This window comes from Paenibacillus sp. SAFN-054 (assembly GCF_051966755.1).
Classification (GTDB): Bacteria; Bacillota; Bacilli; order Paenibacillales; family Paenibacillaceae; genus Paenibacillus_AQ.
On the sequence record NZ_JBQCKS010000009.1, the window covers coordinates 36,397 to 56,277 of the forward strand.

16 protein-coding genes, 1 tRNA gene and 1 other RNA gene are annotated in these 19,881 nt (G+C 50.5%); 13 read left to right on the forward strand and 5 right to left on the reverse strand.

The features are described 5' to 3' along the window. Window positions 1–107 precede the first annotated feature (107 nt). The gene (locus ACTHPM_RS26155) at window positions 108–1,217 is read left to right on the forward strand and encodes a PdaC/SigV domain-containing protein (RefSeq protein ID WP_440398221.1); all 1,110 of its coding nucleotides are present in this window, start codon (window positions 108–110) and stop codon (window positions 1,215–1,217) included. Between the two features lie 178 nt (window positions 1,218–1,395). Here the strand turns inward: ACTHPM_RS26155 and clpP are convergent, their stop codons facing one another. Together clpP and ACTHPM_RS26165 are read right to left on the reverse strand one after the other, a co-directional pair. Further along, window positions 1,396–1,992 carry an ATP-dependent Clp endopeptidase proteolytic subunit ClpP gene (clpP, locus tag ACTHPM_RS26160; RefSeq protein WP_440398222.1) on the reverse strand — a complete coding sequence of 199 codons (597 nt, stop codon included), beginning with the start codon at window positions 1,990–1,992 and terminating at the stop codon, window positions 1,396–1,398. Window positions 1,993–2,177: 185 nt separating this feature from the next. Further along, a tRNA-Arg gene (locus ACTHPM_RS26165) sits at window positions 2,178–2,252 on the reverse strand. A gap of 303 nt (window positions 2,253–2,555) precedes the next feature. Between ACTHPM_RS26165 and ACTHPM_RS26170 the strand changes: the two genes are divergently transcribed. The 12 genes from ACTHPM_RS26170 to ACTHPM_RS26225 all read left to right on the forward strand — a co-directional run bounded on the left by ACTHPM_RS26170 (window position 2,556) and on the right by ACTHPM_RS26225 (window position 16,334). Then, on the forward strand, window positions 2,556–3,608 hold the full coding sequence (locus ACTHPM_RS26170) for a sugar-binding transcriptional regulator (RefSeq protein WP_440398223.1): 1,053 nt from the start codon (window positions 2,556–2,558) through the stop codon (window positions 3,606–3,608). A gap of 112 nt (window positions 3,609–3,720) precedes the next feature. Continuing rightward, complete coding sequence (gene gap / locus ACTHPM_RS26175; protein WP_440398224.1) at window positions 3,721–4,731, forward strand: type I glyceraldehyde-3-phosphate dehydrogenase; 1,011 nt, start codon at window positions 3,721–3,723, stop codon at window positions 4,729–4,731. A gap of 220 nt (window positions 4,732–4,951) precedes the next feature. Next, the gene (locus ACTHPM_RS26180; protein ID WP_440398225.1) at window positions 4,952–6,133 is read left to right on the forward strand and encodes a phosphoglycerate kinase; all 1,182 of its coding nucleotides are present in this window, start codon (window positions 4,952–4,954) and stop codon (window positions 6,131–6,133) included. Window positions 6,134–6,232: 99 nt separating this feature from the next. Then, the gene (gene tpiA, locus ACTHPM_RS26185) at window positions 6,233–6,985 is read left to right on the forward strand and encodes a triose-phosphate isomerase (protein ID WP_440398226.1); all 753 of its coding nucleotides are present in this window, start codon (window positions 6,233–6,235) and stop codon (window positions 6,983–6,985) included. Window position 6,986: 1 nt separating this feature from the next. Continuing rightward, complete coding sequence (gpmI, locus tag ACTHPM_RS26190) at window positions 6,987–8,531, forward strand: 2,3-bisphosphoglycerate-independent phosphoglycerate mutase (RefSeq protein ID WP_440398227.1); 1,545 nt, start codon at window positions 6,987–6,989, stop codon at window positions 8,529–8,531. Between the two features lie 68 nt (window positions 8,532–8,599). Continuing rightward, window positions 8,600–9,886 (forward strand): phosphopyruvate hydratase, encoded by a 1,287-nt coding sequence (eno, locus tag ACTHPM_RS26195; protein ID WP_440398228.1) that lies wholly within the window; start codon window positions 8,600–8,602, stop codon window positions 9,884–9,886. 215 nt (window positions 9,887–10,101) lie between these two features. Beyond that, window positions 10,102–10,335 (forward strand): preprotein translocase subunit SecG, encoded by a 234-nt coding sequence (gene secG / locus ACTHPM_RS26200; protein WP_440398229.1) that lies wholly within the window; start codon window positions 10,102–10,104, stop codon window positions 10,333–10,335. Between the two features lie 250 nt (window positions 10,336–10,585). After that, window positions 10,586–13,288: a ribonuclease R gene (gene rnr, locus ACTHPM_RS26205; RefSeq protein ID WP_440398230.1), complete on the forward strand. Its 2,703-nt coding sequence runs from the start codon at window positions 10,586–10,588 to the stop codon at window positions 13,286–13,288. 170 nt (window positions 13,289–13,458) lie between these two features. Further along, complete coding sequence (smpB, locus tag ACTHPM_RS26210) at window positions 13,459–13,941, forward strand: SsrA-binding protein SmpB (RefSeq protein WP_440398231.1); 483 nt, start codon at window positions 13,459–13,461, stop codon at window positions 13,939–13,941. Window positions 13,942–14,182: 241 nt separating this feature from the next. Further along, window positions 14,183–14,547: a transfer-messenger RNA gene (gene ssrA, locus ACTHPM_RS26215) on the forward strand. Window positions 14,548–14,683: 136 nt separating this feature from the next. After that, window positions 14,684–15,298, forward strand: coding sequence for a TetR-like C-terminal domain-containing protein (locus ACTHPM_RS26220; RefSeq protein WP_440398232.1), 615 nt, complete (start codon window positions 14,684–14,686; stop codon window positions 15,296–15,298). Window positions 15,299–15,524: 226 nt separating this feature from the next. Beyond that, window positions 15,525–16,334 carry an SDR family NAD(P)-dependent oxidoreductase gene (locus ACTHPM_RS26225; protein ID WP_440398233.1) on the forward strand — a complete coding sequence of 270 codons (810 nt, stop codon included), beginning with the start codon at window positions 15,525–15,527 and terminating at the stop codon, window positions 16,332–16,334. Window positions 16,335–16,425: 91 nt separating this feature from the next. On the opposite strand, the gene ACTHPM_RS26230 is transcribed toward ACTHPM_RS26225, so the two are convergent. Genes ACTHPM_RS26230 through ACTHPM_RS26240 form a run of 3 tightly spaced genes read right to left on the reverse strand, consistent with a single transcriptional unit; the run spans window position 16,426 to window position 19,878 of the window. After that, window positions 16,426–17,286, reverse strand: coding sequence for an MBL fold metallo-hydrolase (locus tag ACTHPM_RS26230; protein ID WP_440421733.1), 861 nt, complete (start codon window positions 17,284–17,286; stop codon window positions 16,426–16,428). Between the two features lie 35 nt (window positions 17,287–17,321). Next, entirely contained in the window at window positions 17,322–18,950 is a 1,629-nt protein-coding gene (locus ACTHPM_RS26235) for an extracellular solute-binding protein (protein WP_440398235.1), read from the reverse strand. 25 nt (window positions 18,951–18,975) lie between these two features. Beyond that, window positions 18,976–19,878 carry a carbohydrate ABC transporter permease gene (locus ACTHPM_RS26240; protein ID WP_440398236.1) on the reverse strand — a complete coding sequence of 301 codons (903 nt, stop codon included), beginning with the start codon at window positions 19,876–19,878 and terminating at the stop codon, window positions 18,976–18,978. Between the last annotated feature and the right edge of the window lie 3 nt (window positions 19,879–19,881).

Consider the following 19,881-nt stretch of genomic DNA (forward strand, 5'->3'; position numbering starts at 1 on the left):
TGTCATCCAATCCGGTTCGGCTCTTCGTATAATGGGGAAGTGGATAAATTCAGTAATCATTCATGTGACTAGCATATGTAGCAATGTTTGGAGAGGAGACATAACCAATGAATAAGACGATGAAATTCAGCGCGGCTGTCCTGGCCGCAGGAGTATTGTTTGGCGGAGCGAATGTAACGGGGGGAGCGATGGTGCATGCTGCAGCCGCCAAGCCGGCGGTAAAGCAGACGGTGGAGCCGTCCGTTGTCCTTAAATATAACGGAACGACGCTGAAACAGCAGGGTAAAATCGTTAACGGCATCACGATGATTCCAGTGACGGTCCTGCGCGATTCGCTGGGTCTGCCACTGAGCTACAATCCGGGAACCAAAACCTACAGCGTTGGCAGCGGAATCACCAAGCTGAACCTCGAAGTATCCGAGTATGGCGTGATGAGCAATCTTAACGGTTATTATATTTACAATTATACCGGCGATGTTGATATCTATGAATCCAAGAATATCAATGGACATCTGTACGTGCCGTTCAAGGTTCTGAACGATTTCATGGGCTTTAAAGGTGCATGGAACCCATCCCTGAAATCGCTGGATATCAGCAAGCAAACGATGAACAGCATCAATATTTCCAGCGAAACGCTGACCAAGTCGAACAAGAATGCAAGCATTGTGGCACACTATCCGCAGGTGAGCGGACTTCCGGACGACGTGCAGTCCAAGATCAATAAAGTATTTAAGGATGATGCTGAAGCCTTCGCTGCCGACAGTGAAAAGCAGGCATCCCATCGGGACGGCAAGGTCGAGAACATGTATGACTTTGTCCAAAGCTTCGTCGTGACCTATAACCGCGACGGCATTCTCAGCGTAGTGACCGACAAGTATGGTTACACGGGCGGGGCGCATGGCGGCACTTATCGTGAGGGCCTGACCTTCTCCTTGAAGGACGGCAAGCAGTTAGGCCTTGGCGATGTACTGAAGGGTGCACCGGATTACAAGCAGAAGCTCGACAAAATGCTAAAGCAGCGGGCGAAGAAAGATGCCTTTTTGGATATGGTCGTCAAATTAAAGGATAAACCGGATTTCTACGTCAAAGAAGGCGGCATTGCCATCTACTATCAACAATATGAAATCGCGCCGTACGCAGCCGGATTCCCTACTTATATGTTTAGTTTCGGCGAATTGCTGCCTGCGGGCACCGTCCCCTTCGCGGATTACAAGTAATCATTTCTAAATCAAAATTCGCTGATAAAAAAGAAAAGGCATTCCGGGCTCTAAAGCCTGGGATGCCCTTTTGGCGTGTATAACAGCAGTACACGACAGCGGTGTTCGGAGGAGATATTAAAAGATCCGCTTCCCTGAAAACAAGGAAGCGGATCTCTTGTATAAATATGAAAGGGGCTTATACGCCTTGTACCGGAGGATGCTCCAGCACTTTATCGATCAAGCCGTACTCCGCAGCATCTTTCGCGCTCATGAAGTAGTCGCGGTCCGTATCCTTCTCGATGCGTTCCAGCGGCTGGCCTGTGCGCTCTGCGAGAATGCGGTTCAACGTATCGCGCATTTTCAGGATGCGGCGGGCGCGGATTTCGATGTCCGTTGCCTGGCCTTGAGCACCGCCGAGCGGCTGGTGAATCATGATCTCACTGTTTGGCAGGCCGTAGCGTTTGCCTTTGGCGCCTGCATTCAGCAGGAATGCGCCCATGGAAGCGGCGAGACCTACGCAGATCGTAGAAACGTCCGGTTTGATATACTGCATCGTATCGTAAATGGCCATACCGGCTGTAATGGAGCCGCCCGGGCTGTTGATGTAGAGATGAATATCCTTTTCAGGGTCTTCGGCAGCCAGGAACAGCAGCTGGGCAATAATCGAATTGGCAACCACGTCGTTGACATCGGAACCCAGGAAAATAATGCGGTCCTTCAAGAGTCTGGAATAAATGTCGTACGCGCGCTCGCCGCGGTTGCTTTGTTCAACGACCATAGGTACATAACTCACGTGGAAAACCTCCCTATTCATGGATCAAAATGTAATCATTCTATTCATACTGTTACCGTATTAACCACATGATAAACAATTTCAAACAAAAAGTCAAAGAAAGTCAAACTCAGGGTAAAAAAAATAGCCGATGATTGGCTTTTGTCCTGCTGGTTAAACATATGGTAGAAGTTTGGTAATTATAATGGCGCGCCCGCGAGGAATCGAACCTCGATCTCAGGCTCCGGAGGCCTACGTCATATCCATTGGACCACGGGCGCACGATGCAACCTTACTTCTATTTATTGATATTGTGCAGCAAAAATGATTATATGTCATATTGCGAAAGATTGCAAGAGGTTATTTGGTGAATGCGGACAAGCCCTGGTTTCATGCAGCTTTTAATCCCTTCGGCCCCTACGCCTGTATAAGAGGAAGAAAGAATGTAAAAGATAGTCGTTGGACTACTTGCAACTGGGCTGAAAATTGAGTAGAATGTAAGTGGGACTTAAAACGTTAACCCGGGACATTTTAAGGCCATGGAGTCGAAGTGAAGGAAGCTGAAGTTGCAGGAGTGGAAAGCAATGCGGAAAATATTAGAGATACAAAAGCAGCTTCTGCCTGATCTCATGGACATTCTCAAGACAAGGTACACCATTCTTCATCAGATCATGCTCTCAGAACTCATAGGCCGGCGTACGCTGGCGGCATCCCTTCATATGACGGAACGGGTGCTGCGTGCGGAGACGGATCTGCTTAAGGCCCAGGGCCTTATTGAAATTGAGAGCTCCGGCATGAGGATCAGTGAGGTTGGACGCACGCTGCTGGAAGAGATGGGACCGATGGCCAAGGAGCTGTTCGGACTGAACGAGCTCGGGGAGAAGATTCGCCTCGCCTACGGCCTGCGGAAGGTGGTTGTCGTGCCGGGGGATTGCGAATCCTCGCTGCTGACCAAACGGGATCTCGGACGCGCAGGGGCCAAAGCGCTGCTGGGAGTCATGAGTCAGGGAGACACGGTTGCCGTTACAGGCGGTTCGACGCTGGCTGCGGTTGCAGAGGAGCTGAACCCGCAGGGTTCGGTACCGATGAAGAACAGCTGGTTTGTACCGGCCAGGGGCGGACTTGGAGAGAGCATGGAATTCCAGGCCAACACCATTGCATCAACGATGGCGAAGCGCGTAGGCGCGCAGTACCGGCTGCTGCATGTGCCGGATCTGCTGAGCGATGACGCTTACCAATCGCTTGTACAGGACCGAAACATTCAGGAAATCGTACAGGTGATAAGGCAGTGCCGCATCATCGTGCACGGCATCGGCGACGCTATGGAGATGACCCGGCGCAGGAAGCTGGATTTGTCTGCGGTGCAGGAGATTCAGAAGGAAGGCGCGGTAGCCGAATCCTTTGGCTACTACTTTAACGAACAGGGTGAAGTCGTCCATCGCATGATTACGCTGGGGCTCCGGCTCGAGGATATTATGCGAACGGAGATTGTCATTGGAATCGCCGGCGGGAAAGACAAGGCGAACGCCATTCATTCCGTGCTGAAATTCGGCCATGAGAATATTCTCGTGACGGATGAAGCTGCTGCCATCGAGATTTGCAGGCAGATTGACGAATCATCCCTCGAAAACCATTAAACGAGTTATCAATACAGGTGTAATTGCCTGTTTTGAATAAATACTGGATTTTGCGGGCCGCTTCGGCTCGACAGGATCCTCAAAAAAACGAAATTACTAGGAGGACTATTCAATGAGTGTAAAAGTAGGCATTAACGGTTTCGGACGTATCGGACGACTCGCATTCCGCCGCATTCAAAATGTGGAAGGTATCGAAGTTGTGGCAATCAACGACTTGACTGATGCTAAAATGTTGGCTCATTTGCTTAAATATGATACAACGCAAGGCAAATTCGACGGAGAAGTTGAAGTTCATGACGGATTCTTCAAAGTGAACGGCAAAGAAGTTAAGGTTCTTGCGAACCGCAACCCAGAAGAGCTTCCTTGGGGAGACCTCGGCGTTGACATCGTTCTGGAGTGCACAGGCTTCTTCACAACGAAAGAAAAAGCTGAGCTTCACTTGAAAGGCGGAGCTAAGAAAGTCGTTATTTCCGCTCCAGCGACTGGCGACATGAAAACCGTCGTTTTCAACGTAAACCATGAAATTTTGGACGGAACTGAAACGGTTATTTCCGGCGCATCTTGCACAACGAACTGCCTGGCTCCAATGGCTAAAACGTTGAACGACAAGTTCGGCATCGTAGAAGGCCTGATGACAACGATTCACGCTTACACTGGCGACCAGAACACACTAGATGCTCCACATCCAAAAGGCGACTTCCGCCGCGCTCGCGCAGCTGCTGAGAACATCATTCCTAACACAACAGGTGCTGCCAAAGCCATCGGTCTGGTTATCCCTGAGTTGAAAGGTAAACTTGACGGCGCAGCTCAACGCGTTCCGGTTCCAACAGGTTCCCTGACTGAGCTCGTAACAGTACTGAACAAAAAAGTAACAGCTGATGAAGTGAACGCAGCCATGAAAGAAGCTTCTGACCCAGAAACTTATGGCTACACTGAAGATGAAATCGTATCTTCCGACATCAAAGGCATCACTTTCGGATCCCTGTTCGACGCAACACAAACCAAAGTTCTGACTGTAGGCGACCAACAACTCGTTAAAACGGTTGCTTGGTATGACAACGAAATGTCCTACACAGCTCAATTGGTTCGCACATTGGAATACTTCGCTAAACTGGCTAAGTAATAACGGCGCCGTTTAACGAACATATGGAGCGGAAACAGACCTATTGTTTCCGCTCTTTATAAATCATCAAGGTTTTTTTGGATGGAAGACCGATTAGATATTGGATAGTGAAACTGGAGAGTTTGGATAGATAAACATATAAGAGGATTGTAAAAATCCCGATCATAGTTACCCCTGGATTCCTGATAAAAACAAATAAATGGGTGCGGAGGAACGAACAATGAATAAAAAGTCTGTACGTGACGTGGAAGTAAATGGCAAACGCGTATTTGTACGCGTGGATTTCAATGTGCCTCTCGAAAACGGTGCAATCACTGATGATACGCGGATTCGCGAAACGCTGCCAACGATCAAGTACTTGATCGAAAACGGTGCGAAGGTGATCCTGGCGAGTCATATGGGTCGTCCTAAGGGACAATTCGTGGACTCCATGCGCCTCACTCCTGCGGCAGAACGTCTGTCCCAGCTGCTTGGCAAACCGGTCGCTAAAGCGGACGAAGCCATTGGCGAAGCCGTGAAAGCGGAAATTGCGAAACTGCAAAACGGCGACGTGCTGCTGCTTGAAAACGTGCGTTTCTACCCTGGTGAAGAGAAGAACGATCCGGAACTTGCGAAGCAATTTGCTGAGCTTGCGGACCTGTTCGTCAACGACGCTTTTGGCGCCGCTCACCGCGCACATGCTTCCACGGAAGGTATTGCGCACTTCCTGCCGGCCGTTTCCGGCCTGCTGATGGAAAAAGAATTGTCCGTACTGGGCAAAGCCCTTTCCAATCCGGAACGTCCTTTCACAGCCATTATCGGCGGATCGAAAGTAAAGGACAAAATCGATGTCATCGACAACCTGCTTAACATTGCAGACAATGTGTTGATCGGCGGAGGCTTGTCTTACACCTTCATGAAGGCGCAAGGCTATGAAATTGGCTTGTCCCTGTGCGATAATGATAAACTGGACGTAGCGCTCGGATTTATTCAAAAAGCGAAGGACCTCGGCAAAAACTTCCTGCTTCCGGTCGACATCGTGATTGCGGACGATTTCAAAGCCGATGCAAACATGGATATCGTTGAAGTGGGCAACATCCCTGACAAATGGGAAGGCGTGGACATCGGACCGAAAACCCGTGCCAAATATGCCGAAATCATCAAGAACTCCAAGCTGATCGTATGGAACGGACCGATGGGCGTATTCGAACTGGATCCATTCTCCAACGGTACGCGTGAAGTGGCTGAGGCCTGTGCAACAACCGAAGGCTACACCATCATCGGCGGCGGCGACTCTGCTGCGGCAGCGGAGAAATTCCATCTGGCTGACAAAATGGATCATATCTCCACAGGCGGCGGCGCTTCGCTGGAGTTCATGGAAGGCAAGGCGCTTCCAGGCGTCGTAGCCCTGAACGATAAGTAATCCGGGTGAACCTGCTATAAGGACCAGGGGATTTGCTCCGCCACATCAGGCAGCTGAGACGCGTCTGCAAATCCCTGACTTGAGAAGGAGTTGAAACGTGTGAGAACACCAATCATCGCTGGCAACTGGAAAATGTTCAAAACAGTTCCGGAAGCCAAAACATTCATCGAAGAAGTGAAAGGCAAAGCAGAAGTGGAAGGCGTGGAAAGCGTCATTTGCGCGCCATTCACGAACCTTCCGGCTCTGGTTGAGGCAGTGAAAGGCACGTCCATCAAAATCGGTGCCCAAAACCTGCACTTCGAAGACAACGGCGCCTTTACCGGCGAAATCAGCGGCGAAATGCTGAAGGAGCTGGGTGTGGACTATGTCATCATTGGACACTCCGAACGCCGCGCTTATTTTGCGGAAACCGACGAGATCGTAAACAAAAAAATGCATGCGGCATTCCGCCACGGCCTGACTCCAATCGTATGCGTAGGCGAAAAGCTCGAAGAGCGTGAAGCCGGCCAAACGAAGGAAGTTTGCAAAGTGCAAACGGAAGCTGCCTTTCAAGGATTGTCTGCCGAACAGGCGGCTGAAGCAGTGATTGCTTACGAGCCGATCTGGGCCATTGGAACAGGTAAATCTTCAACAGCACAGGACGCGAACGAAGTTATTTCCTACATCCGCGACCTGGTCAAAGGATTGTACGGTAACGATGTTGCAAACAAGGTTCGCATTCAATACGGCGGCAGCGTGAAGCCTGAGAATGTAGCCGAGTACATGGGCCAAAGCGATATCGACGGGGCTCTCGTCGGCGGCGCCAGCCTGCAGCCAGTTTCCTACATCCAGCTTGCTCAGGGGGCGAAGTAAGATGACCGCACCTAAACCTGTAGCACTGATCATCATGGACGGTTTCGGTCTTCGCGGCACCGATGAAGGCAATGCTGTTGCTCAAGCCAAGAAACCGAACTACGACCGTTTGATGGCGAAATATCCGCATACAACGCTGACGGCTTCCGGTGAAGCTGTAGGCTTGCCGGCAGGTCAAATGGGCAACTCCGAAGTAGGCCATTTGAACATCGGCGCTGGCCGCGTTGTATATCAGGATCTGACCCGTATCTCGAAGTCGATCCGCGAAGGTGAGTTCTTCGGCAACCCGACCCTCGTTGAAGCGGTACGTGCAGCCAAGAACAGCGGCAAAAAGCTTCACCTGTACGGCCTGCTGTCGGACGGCGGCGTACACAGCCACATTGAGCATTTGTTCGCGATGCTGGATCTTGCCAAAAAAGAGGGCATGGATGACGTATACATCCACGCTTTCCTGGATGGGCGCGACGTGGCTCCGGATTCCGGCAAGAAGTTCGTCGAAGCGCTTCAAGCCAAAATCAAGGAAGTGGGCGTCGGCAAAATCGCGACCGTACAAGGCCGCTATTATGCGATGGACCGCGATAAGCGCTGGGAGCGCGTAGAGAAGTCCTACCGTGCGATCGTGTACGGAGACGGACCGAAATACACCGACCCGCTGCAAGCCGTTACGGAATCCTACACCAAATCGGTATTCGATGAGTTTGTAGAGCCTACGGTCATCGTGGACGAGAACGGCCAGCCGGTATCGCTCGTGGAAAGCGGCGATTCCGTCATATTCCTGAACTTCCGTCCGGACCGTGCCATTCAGCTGTCTCAAGTGTTCACGAACAAGGATTTCCGCGGCTTTGACCGTGGACCGAAGTTCCCTGAGAATCTTCATTTCGTATGCCTGACCCTTTTCAGCGAGACGGTTGAAGGGTTTGTGGCTTACGAGCCGAAGAACCTCGACAACACGCTCGGCGAAGTGCTTGTACAACAGGGCAAAAAACAGCTGCGCATCGCGGAAACCGAAAAGTACCCGCATGTGACGTTCTTCTTCAGCGGCGGACGCGACGTGGAGCTTCCGGGCGAAACTCGTATCCTGATCAACTCGCCGAAGGTTGCAACGTATGACCTGAAGCCTGAGATGAGTGCTTATGAAGTGGCAGACGCTTGCGTGAAGGAAATCGAAGCCGACAAGCATGACGCGATCATCCTGAACTTTGCGAACCCCGACATGGTTGGACACTCCGGCATGCTGGAGCCAACGATCAAGGCGGTTGAAGTGACGGACGAGTGCATGGGCAAAGTCGTAGATGCCGTCATCGCCAAAGGCGGGGTGGCGATTATCATCGCTGACCACGGAAACGCCGACATGGTGTTTGACGAAGAGGGAAGACCTTTTACGGCACATACGACCAACCCGGTACCGTTCATTCTGACGGCCGATAACGTCACTTTGCGCAACGAGGGCATCCTGGCTGATGTGGCACCGACCATTCTCGACCTGATGCAGCTGCCTAAGCCGGCTGAAATGACCGGAGAATCGATGATTGCAAGCCGTAAATAAGCGGTATAATGATAGAGACGTGTTTTTATATTTGAACCAAATATGAATGACAAAGGAGAACAAGTACTATGACTATTATTTCTGACGTGTACGCTCGCGAAGTCCTCGACTCCCGCGGCAATCCGACTGTTGAAGTTGAAGTTTATCTCGAATCCGGCGCAATGGGCCGTGCGATCGTGCCATCCGGCGCATCCACAGGCGCTCACGAAGCTGTTGAGCTTCGCGATGGCGACAAAGACCGTTACCTCGGCAAAGGTGTCCTGAACGCCGTTAATAATGTAAATGAAATCATCGCTCCTGAAGTGATCGGCATGGACGCTCTGGACCAGCTCGGCATCGACAAGATGATGATCAAACTGGACGGAACGCCTAACAAAGGCAAACTGGGCGCCAATGCGATCCTGGCTGTATCCATGGCTACGGCACGTGCAGCAGCAGAAGCTTTGGACCTGCCACTGTACGTTTACCTCGGCGGATTCAACGCTAAACAACTGCCAGTACCAATGATGAACATCGTGAACGGCGGCGCTCATGCCGACAACAACGTGGACGTGCAAGAGTTCATGGTTCTGCCAGTGGGCGCTCCTACATTCAAGGAAGCACTGCGCACAGGCGCTGAAATCTTCCACAGCTTGAAATCCGTACTTAAAGGCAAAGGCTTGAACACGGCAGTAGGCGACGAAGGCGGCTTTGCTCCGAACTTCACGTCTAACGAAGACGCTTTGTCCTCCATCATGGAAGCTATTGAGAAAGCCGGCTACAAACCAGGCGTAGACGTATTCCTCGGCATGGACGTTGCTTCGACCGAGTTCTACAAAGACGGCAAATACCATCTTGAAGGCGAAGGCAAATCCTTCACTTCCGCTGAATTCGTTGATCTGCTCGCTTCCTGGGTTGATAAATATCCGATCATCACGATCGAAGACGGCTGCTCCGAAGACGACTGGGAAGGTTGGAAGCTTCTCACCGAGAAACTTGGCGACAAAATCCAACTTGTTGGCGACGACTTGTTCGTAACCAATACCGAGCGTCTTGAAAAAGGCATCAAAGAAGGCATCGGCAACTCGATCCTGATCAAAGTAAACCAAATCGGTACGCTGACTGAAACATTCGACGCAATCGAAATGGCTAAACGCGCAGGCTACACGGCTGTTGTCTCCCACCGTTCCGGTGAGTCCGAAGACAGCACCATCGCTGACATCGCCGTGGCTACCAACGCCGGTCAAATCAAAACGGGTGCGCCTTCCCGTACAGACCGTATCGCCAAGTACAACCAATTGCTCCGCATCGAGGACGAACTGGCTGAACTGGCTCAATACAACGGCCTGAAATCCTTCTACAACCTGAAAAGATAATTGAGCTTCGAAGCTCGTGTTCTAAAAATCCGTTCCGGCCTGGTGCCGGGCGGATTTTTTTATTTCTTTTTGGCAGGAGGGGCGGGGGAAGTCCTTGTTTTAGGAAATAGGCTATGGTACAATAAAAATGCTGTTTTATGGACGATTCTTACTTATATATGGATTTTGCAAATTCAAGCATAGAATGATGTTTACGCTATTAGGAGGTGGAACGAATGGATATCTTATTGAAAGTGCTGCTTGTGATTTTCTCGATCGCATTGATCGCAATTGTTCTTTTGCAGAAAGGGAAAAGTGCAGGTTTGGCCGGTGCCATCTCCGGTGGCGCAGAACATCTTTTCGGAAAAACGAAAGCACGCGGCATGGACCTGGTCCTGCAGCGTACAACGGTGGTTGTGGCAGCCTGCTTCTTTATTCTTGCGATTCTGGTGGCTGTTTTTACGAAATAACATAGCCGGCAGTCCTTGAAAACCTTCGCTCTTGCAAATGATGGAGAGCGGGGGTTTTTTAATATATGCCGGAAGCTTGACCTCGTTACTCCTGCAGTGGTGCATACGGCTCCGGGTAGGGATGCAAACGATTAAATCCGTGTATACTAGGGTATGTGTATACTAAAGCGGCAGAACACCAATTACGAATCATTACATAGATACTTGCGGATGGTTTACCCCTACCTGCAAGTCAACTGAGGAGATAATCATGATAACGGAACAATCGATACTGGATTTGATGCAGGCACCGGAATATAAACCAATGACCTATCAGGAGCTGGAAAAGCATTTTGCCATTGCTGACGCCGTGGAGTTCAAGGAATTCCTGAAGCTTCTGAACGGTCTGGAGCAGGAAGGCAAAATTATGATGACGCATTCGGACCGCTACGGTCTGCCTGAGCGTCTTGATTTGCTGCGCGGACGGCTGCAGGTGCATGCCAAGGGCTTTGCGTTCCTGATCCCCGAGGACAAGGAGCATCCCGATGTATATATCGGCGCCCATGATTTGATGAGCGGCATGAACGGCGATACGGTACTCGCCCGTGTAACGACAAGAGGACCTGCCGGCGGCAAACTGGAAGGCCAAGTCGTCAAGATCGTCACGCGCGCCACGAGCCAGGTGGTCGGCGTGTTCCAGGGGCATGAAGCATACGGCTTCGTACTGCCTGACGATAAGCGGATCGTGCGCGATATTTTTATCCCGAAGGAATCCGTGAATGGAGCGGTGGATGGCGACAAGGTTGTCGTGCATCTCGTAAGCTACCCGGAAGGCCGTTCTGCGGCTGAAGGTGAAGTCATTGAGGTGCTCGGGCACAAGGATGATCCGGGCGTAGATATTCTCTCGATTATCCGCAAGCACCAGCTGCCGGAAGGCTTCCCGGAAGAAGTGATGGCCGAAGCGGAAAGCGCTCCGGATTCCATTACAGAAGAAGAGATCGTGAAGCAGGGCAGACGTGACCTGCGCGGCAAAAGAATAGTTACCATCGACGGTGAAGACGCCAAGGACCTGGACGATGCGGTGAACGTCGAGCGTCTCTCGAATGGGCACTACCGTCTTGGCGTTCATATCGCCGATGTCGGCTATTATGTACGGGAGAACTCCGAGCTTGATAAGGAAGCTTATAACCGCGGCTGCAGCGTGTATCTCGTGGATCGGGTCATTCCGATGCTGCCGCACCGTCTATCGAACGGGATATGCAGCTTGAACCCGCAGGTGGACCGGTTGACGCTGTCCTGCGAGATGGAATTCGACGAGCATATGAAGGTAGTGAAGCATGACGTCTTCACCAGCGTCATCAAGACGAAGGAACGCATGACGTACAACAATGTCCGCAAAATTCTCGAGGATGAAGATCCCGAGCTGATGGAGCGTTATAAGGATCTGGTGGAGGACTTCCGCCTGATGAAGGAGATTGCACTGCGGCTGCGTTCCAAGCGCATGAACCGCGGCGCCGTCGACTTCGATTTCGTCGAGTCGAAGGTCATCGTGGACGAGAACGGCAAGCCGGTCGATATCGTGAAGCGCGAGCGCTCGATTGCCGAGCAGATCATCGAAGAATTCATGCTGGCAGCCAACGAGACCGTGGCGGAGCATTTCCACTGGCTCAAGGTGCCGTTCATTTACCGGATTCACGAGAATCCCGATCCGGAGAAGCTGCAGAACTTCATGGCGTTCGCCGAGAACTTCGGCTACCACGTGAAAGGCCGCGGCAATGCGATTCATCCGCGCGCCCTGCAGAATCTATTGGAACAGATTAAAGACACGAAAGAGCAGACGGTCATCAGCACAATGATGCTGCGTTCCATGAAGCAGGCGAAATACGATGCGGAGATGTCCGGCCACTTCGGCCTGGCGGCGGAGTTCTATTCTCACTTCACCTCGCCGATCCGCCGTTATCCTGACCTTGTTATCCACCGCGTCATCCGCGAGGTTCTGGAGAGCAACAACGTGCTCTCCGAGAAGCGTCAGGAATATCTGGCATCGCGCATGCCGGAAATTGCGCAGCATTCCTCGGAACGTGAGCGCGTGGCTGTGGAAGCGGAGCGCGACACCGACCAGCTGAAGAAAGCCGAGTTCATGCTCGATAAGGTCGGCGAGGAATTCGACGGCATGATCAGCAGTGTAACGAACTTCGGCATGTTCATCGAGCTGCCGAACACGGTGGAAGGCTTGATCCGTCTGGCAGCCATGACAGACGACTATTACAATTTCGACGAATCGTCGATGTCGCTCATCGGCGAGCGCACCTCGAAGGTGTTCCGGATCGGCGACGAGATCAGAATCCGCGTGGCGCGCGTCAACATGGACGATCACACGATCGACTTCGAGCTGCTCGACATGAAGCCGCGGCGCGAACGCAATCGCGGCGGCGGGTTTGGCGGCCGCGGCGGCGAACGCGGCGACAAGGGCGGTGCCGCGCGCGGAGGCCGCGGCAAGGCTGGCGGTAACGGCGGCGGCAAAGCCGGCCGTCCGGGCAAGCGCGAGCGCATCGCCGCAGGCGCAGCCGGTGAGGCTGCGGGCAAGGGCGGCGCCAGCGCGGGAGCTGCCGCAGGTAAGCGCGGCAAACGCGGCGGCGGCACCGGAGGCGGGGGCCGCGGCCCGGCGCCTGTGGATGCGAGCGTCGAAGCGAAGCGACCGATGACGTTCGGCTTCGGTTCCGGCAAGGGCGGGTACACCTCGCCGGCCGGGGAGAACTCCAGCAGCGGCCGGAAGAAGAAAACGTCCGGCAGCGGCATATTTATCGGCGAAGGCGGAGCTTCTGCGGAAGGCGGACGCCGGAAGCGAAGCGGCGGAGAGCCGGAAGCGGGCGGTGCGTCAGCCGGTGGCGAGGGCGGCTTCCGCAAGCGCAAGAAGAAAAAAGGCGCCGCGAAGAACGGCACGGCCGCTTTTGTACGGAAGAAGAAAAAGTAGTTGCTGCGCTTGTTGGAGTGCAGAAGCTGATTTCCGGCATAGGGCGGAGCCTGTCTCCGCCTTGATTTTGCCTGGATCAGTTGATACAATGGACTTCTGGTATGATGCATCTGAGGTGATGCGGATGACCGGAAGTCCAGCTATTTTGTAATGGGTGAGGAGTGAAGGACATGGGTGGTAAGAAGAGTGACGGGAAGGTACTGGCCCAGAACAAGAAAGCTTCCCATGATTATTTCATCGAGGATACGTACGAGGCGGGCATGGTGCTGACCGGGACCGAGATCAAGTCGATCCGGAACGGGAAGGCGAACATCGGCGACGCTTTCGCGACGATCCGTAATGGGGAAATTCATATTCACAACATGCACATCAGCCCGTTCGAGCAGGGCAACCGGAGCAATCCGACCGATCCGACACGGACGCGCAAGCTGCTGATGCATAAGGAGCAGATCCATAAGCTGCTCGGCCAGTCCAAGCAGGACGGTTTCTCGATCGTTCCGCTGAAGATTTATATCCGCAACGGCTATGCCAAGCTGCTGCTGGGCCTCGGCCGTGGTAAGAAGCAGTACGACAAGCGCGAATCGGCTGCGAAGCGCGATGCACAGCGCGATATCCAGCGCGCACTGCGCGAGAAACAGAAAATTGCGCGGTAATGCGCGGTTAAACGAAGAATCAACCAAGTTTCACCTGCATTTCCTGCATCCTCTGTGTCATTTTGGCCGGATGGTGTGATATAATAAGTAAGGTAAGAGGCGAGCTTAACACGCGGTCTTTTACATGAACTCATGAATTTTGCTTCTGATCATCCTTTCTTATGGAGGGAAAGGATGCGGAATAGATTGCTTCTTATGCTGCAGAGCAGCTCATCTAATCCGAAGAAGCCCTTTATAATAAGGGGGCGTTCTTGGATTCGACGGGGATAGTTCGAGCATAGGTTGCGGGTAGTGGGGACGCGTCCGCTTCATCAACGCTAACGCCAATTAAACGGCAAACAACAAAACAACTACGCTCTCGCAGCTTAATAACCTGCAGACGTGCTCTCGCTCTGTATCGCCCATGTACCGGGATGAGGGCTCAACTTTAGTGGGATACGCTGTCTAGTCTCCGCCTGCGGCTAGCTGAAGAAGACAAACAGGCTGACCCTTTCGAGATCCGGTGACGGGGAGCTTGATCGGGTGACATCAAAACTGTCACTACACCCGTAGAAGCTTATGTGGCGTTGTCTTCGGACAGGGGTTCGACTCCCCTCGCCTCCATACATAAAGCCCCGCTCAGTTGAGCGGGGCTTTTGCTATCTTAACGGAATCCGGTGGAGAGCCTTAGTTGTTTAATAAAAAGATGGTTGAATGATATAATACATGAGTACTTTGCGTTAGATTACAGGGGGATAATGCTTTGAGTGATAAGCTTGATCCAAGACAACAGCGATCTAAAGATAAGCTTCGTGAGGCTTATTTAACACGAATAACTGCTGCGAATTCAGCTCTTTCCATTAAAGAAATATGTGATGAAGCAGGTGTGACAAGGCCGACCTTTTATAAGCTTTATCAGGATGTCAATTCTTTGAGAACAGCGATGCATAAGGAAATGCTGGATGAGTTAAATCAAAAGTTAGTGATTAAAGAACAGATGAGGGTAGAAGATGTTGGGGTTGAAAATTTGCCTATTAATATGGTGAATTTATTTCAGCATATTTTAGATAACGCCATATTCTATCGCGCATTTCTTCTGAGCAGTCCAGATGCTGATTTCATCAGTGAATTAAAGAGTATATTAAAAAATTACATTGAGGATGGGCTTCGTATTGCAAATTCGGGGGAAGATAAGTTGAGCATACCCTCTGAATTTGTCATTAATTATGCAGTTGGAGCCTATTTTGAGAGTATTTTATGGTGGATACAGAATGACTATAAATTCTCTGCCGAGGAAATGACGATGTTACTGCTGCGAATATCATTAAAGGGTCCATTCACCGACGAAATTCAGCGATTGTTTAAATTAGAAAAATAAGAAATTCCTTCATGATACAAAAACGAAAATTTTTCGTATCATCAAGGAATTTTTTTGTTATACAGGTCTGTCCACCAAGTCAGCTTCGGTGACTTCAAAACATGAGGAGGTGTGACCCATTTCATAGACTTTTTTAAAATACTTTCACCCAACTGGTTTACACTGTGTAAACTAGTTGGTATGCTATACATATGGTGTCATATATATTAAATGGGAGGAATTCATTTTGGGTCGTTTAGAGAATAAAGTCGCCATCGTAACTGGCGCAGCATCTGGCATGGGGGAAGCGACGGCTAAATTGTTTGCGCAAGAAGGCGCTAAAGTCGTCGTTGCGGATATTAACATAGAGGGTGCACAGCGAGTTGTCGCAGAAATTGAAGCTATGGGTGGAACGGCGCTTGCACAACACGTTGATATTGGCTCACCTGAAAAAATAGAAGAAATGGTGCTAGCAGCCAAGAATGCATATGGTCGCTTAGACATCCTTCACAACAATGCAGCCCGCCTTAATTTTAAAGGTGATGTTGATGTCGTGGGAATGGATGTGTTCGAATGGGATGAAACGATGCGGTTTAATTTAAGATCGGTTCTCTTGGGAACCAAATATGCGATTCCAGTCATGCTGGAAACGGGTGGAGGCTCCATTATCAATACTTCCTCCATGGGCGGCTTGGTGGCGGAGCTTGGTAAATCCGCATATGCAGCTGCCAAGGCGGGAGTGATATCCTTAACGAAGTCGACGGCGGTCCAATACGGCAAACAAAATATTCGCTGCAACGCCATTGCACCAGGTATGGTACTAAGCGATTCGATGGTTGAACATGCGCCAGAGCCATTGAAGAAACTGATAGATATCTATACCGATGTAAAATGCACTCCGCGCATTGGTAATCCAATGGATGTGGCTAATTTGGCTGTGTTCTTGGCGAGTGACGAATCTGCATTTATTACAGGCCAAGTCATTAGTGCAGATGGTGGTCTGCTTATTAAAAACCCAGCCGTTTCCGAAATACAAAAACAAAACTTGAGCTGGTAGTTTCACAGCAAAAATCCACAACCAAATGGGGTTGTGGATTTTGTTTTTTTGAAATAGGAATCTCCATTCATTAGCTGTAAAGGTTACGTGTCTAATCGATCGCCAGCCCATCCCGAGCCACCGTTATTTTGCACGGAAAGTCCTGCTTGGCGAACCAGTCTACCAGCTCCGCGTGGGTGGAAGTGTAGTGGTTGATATGCGTCAGGTAAATTTGTGAATCGACATGCAGCGTTCCTTGCTCCAGCAGCTCGCGAAATAGTTCCATGCAGCTGAATGCATCCAGATGGCCACTCGGGTGGAGGCCGCGTCCGGTGGTGAGACCGAAGGTACATTCGCTTAAGAGCACATCCAGCGAAGCATGTTGGAGTAATTGAAACGTTTCAGGCAGATACCAGCCTGTATCGACTCCATAATACAGCTTTCTCCCATCCGGCATCTGAATCAGATAGTTCGCGCAATGCTCGCCCATGTTCCCGAGATGATTCCCGCGAAGAGGAGTCACTTCCATGCCGGAAATGGTGACGGGCTTGTTGAACTCCAGCTTATGAAAGGCAATAATGCCGCGCGCTTCAAGGTCGGATGTCAAACCCTTTATGATGGGGCGGCTTTGCCGATAGAAATCGACGATATCATAAGCCTGATCCGTGAAATAGTAATGAAGGGGTTCTTCCGTTCGTTCCATCGCCATATTTCGGACGTTCATCATCATGTAATTCAAATGGTCTTCATGGGTATGGCTTACGAGCACATGTTGGAGTTTGGTAAAGTCCCCATATTCAATTGCTTGCTGAAAGGAATCCGCCCCTAGATCAATGCACACCTGCTCATTCATTCGAAACGTCGACCGGCGGCGGATTTCGGCGCCTCCTTCCTTTCGTGCGTTATGGCAAACCGGACAGGAACAAAACGGATTGGGAATTCCTTCAGCCGCGCTTGTACCGTAAAATATCATCTGAGTTTCTCCTTTCCCATCTGTTAAAGGGCTCGTTATTTCTTATTCCAGCGGTCATAGGCTGCTTGGTAGATCGCAAGGTATTTATCCAAATGCATTTTATTCAGCGTGCTTACATAGGCGTCCCATTCACTGATGGGTCTCGCACCGGTGATGAATTTGATCACCTGTTCATCCGTATAAGCCCCAATATCCGTGGTATAGGCGCTTAATTGGATATTCTCCTCTTCCGTAAAGCTGGGAATCATTAATTTCTCATCGGGTACCAGGTTCGGACGAATGACATCCTTATTCGCAATCATTTCCGGAAGAATCGCTGCGCTTTGGTCAACCTTCTGCGTTACACGCTGCGGAATTTGACCTCCCTGGAAAATCGTATACTCCGAAAGTGCCTCATCGACCGTAAGTCCATTCGGATTATTCGCAAATTCGTCCTTTAGCTTGTAGAATCCTTTGCTGTCTACGGTGTAGGTCACATCCTTGATTCCAAGTCGGGCCATAGCGGTCCCTTCTTCACTGAGTAAATAGTCTGCCCAGCGCAGCGTGGCTTCAGGATTAGGGTTCTTGCTCGTAATGATAAAGGAGCCCGTATCCCGAACTTTAGGGCTGATGCTTGTCCAATAGACGTTACCGTCAATGGCTCTCATCACCGGATTCTGTACATAATTGCTGCGATGATTCCCCATCCAGAGATTGTTGTTGCCTTTGGCCACATAACCGATTCTTTCTGCATCGATTTTGGATACGACCTGATTCATATCCTGGGAGAATATCTCTTTATCAATGAGTCCCTCTTGCCAGAGCTTGTTGAAGTAGGTCAGCATTTCTTTGAATGTAGGATCTATGGCGATATAGCGTACTTTACCGTCGTCATCCACATCCATATAAGGGGCAATAATGCCGGAATTACCGCCAAATCCCCAGCTGCCGTAGAAGGATTTGAAGAACTCATTTCCGCTGCTGGCAGCTTCTTTATAACCGGAAATCGGGATTTCGTCTGCTGTATGGTTTCCATTGGGGTCCTTCTCTTTAAACGCTTTCAGAACCTGATAGAACTCATCCATCGTTGTCGGCATTTCAAGCCCAAGCTTGTCTAACCACGCCTTATTGATCCACGATGAGCCAATACGTCCGTCGGCTTCGCTGATATTCGGTAGAGAATAAATATGCCCGTCAGCAGAAGTAATGGCTTTGCGGATGCCTTCATTTTCTTTCATCAAAGCCGAAAGGTTTGGCGCATAACCTGCTTCAATCATGTCATCCAGCGGAATGATTTGGCCTGCAGCAGCATAAGAGGCGATAAGCTGCGGTGACATCATCGCCCGCATAACAAAATCGGGAAGGTCATTAGACGCAAATAACAGATTTCTGCGTTCTTCAAAAGAATTTTGAGGTACGCTGTCCCAATCAATGATGACATTGGATTTGGATTCATAATCCTTTAATCCCTTATGCTCATTCCAATCCTTAACCAGCTCATATTTAGCAACAAGCCCTTTGAGATGAACAGGCTCTTTTGCAATCGGCATGCCGGTTTTGTTAATATTGGCCGTTGTCTCAGCTGCATCTGCCGCATTCCCGCTATCGTTACTTCCACAAGCCGTCAGCGTTAGCAGTGCGGCGATCTGCACGGCGCTAACCAATAAGACCATATTTTTTCTCATATATAAGTTCGTCTCCTTTTCAATGTTATCCTTTAAGTGCACCAACCATCATACCTTTTACAAAATACTTCTGAAGGAACGGATACAGCATGAGAATAGGTACGCTCGACACAATAATGACGGCATATTTGACGCCCTCGGCAACGAGGAATTTGCTCGTATCCATCTCGATGGAATCCATCATCACGTTATCGGACTGATTCATGACGAGAATTTCCCGGAGGAATAGCTGCAATGGATATAGGGAGCGGTCTTTCAAATAAATCATGGCCTCAAAATATGAGTTCCAGTGGAACACGGCATAAAATAGAACAAGGACAGCTAAAATGGGGGTACTCAGAGGCAGCACAATCGAGAAGAATGCCCTGATATTGTTGCAGCCGTCCATATAAGCCGATTCATAAATTTGCTCGTCAATGGATGTCTCCATAAATGTCCGGGCCACAATCATGTTGTATACGTTGATTGCCGTCGGCAGGATCACGGCCCAAATCGAGTTGTAGAGGCCCAGATTTTTGACCAGCAGATACATAGGCACAATTCCGCCGCTGAAAAACATGGTGATCGTGAAAAAGATCATGCAGGCGCGGCGCCAAGGGAAATTTTTGCGTGACAGGGGGTATGCCCCCATCATGGTGAGCGAAATATTCACGATGGTGCCTATGGTCGTGTAGATCAGCGTATTGCGGTATCCAATCCAGATTTCCGGGTTAGCGAACACCCGCTGGTAGGCCTCCAGATTGAAGCCTTTGGGGAGCAGCCCGATTTTCCCGGAAATGACCAGCTTCGGATCGCTAAACGATGCGCTGACCACATAAATCAGCGGATACAGAATAGCCAGCACCAGAATGCCGATGAGTGTATACGTAATGATCAGAAAGATCCGATCTCCGCTGGACTCCCGAATTTTGTAAGAAGCAGCCTCCATAAT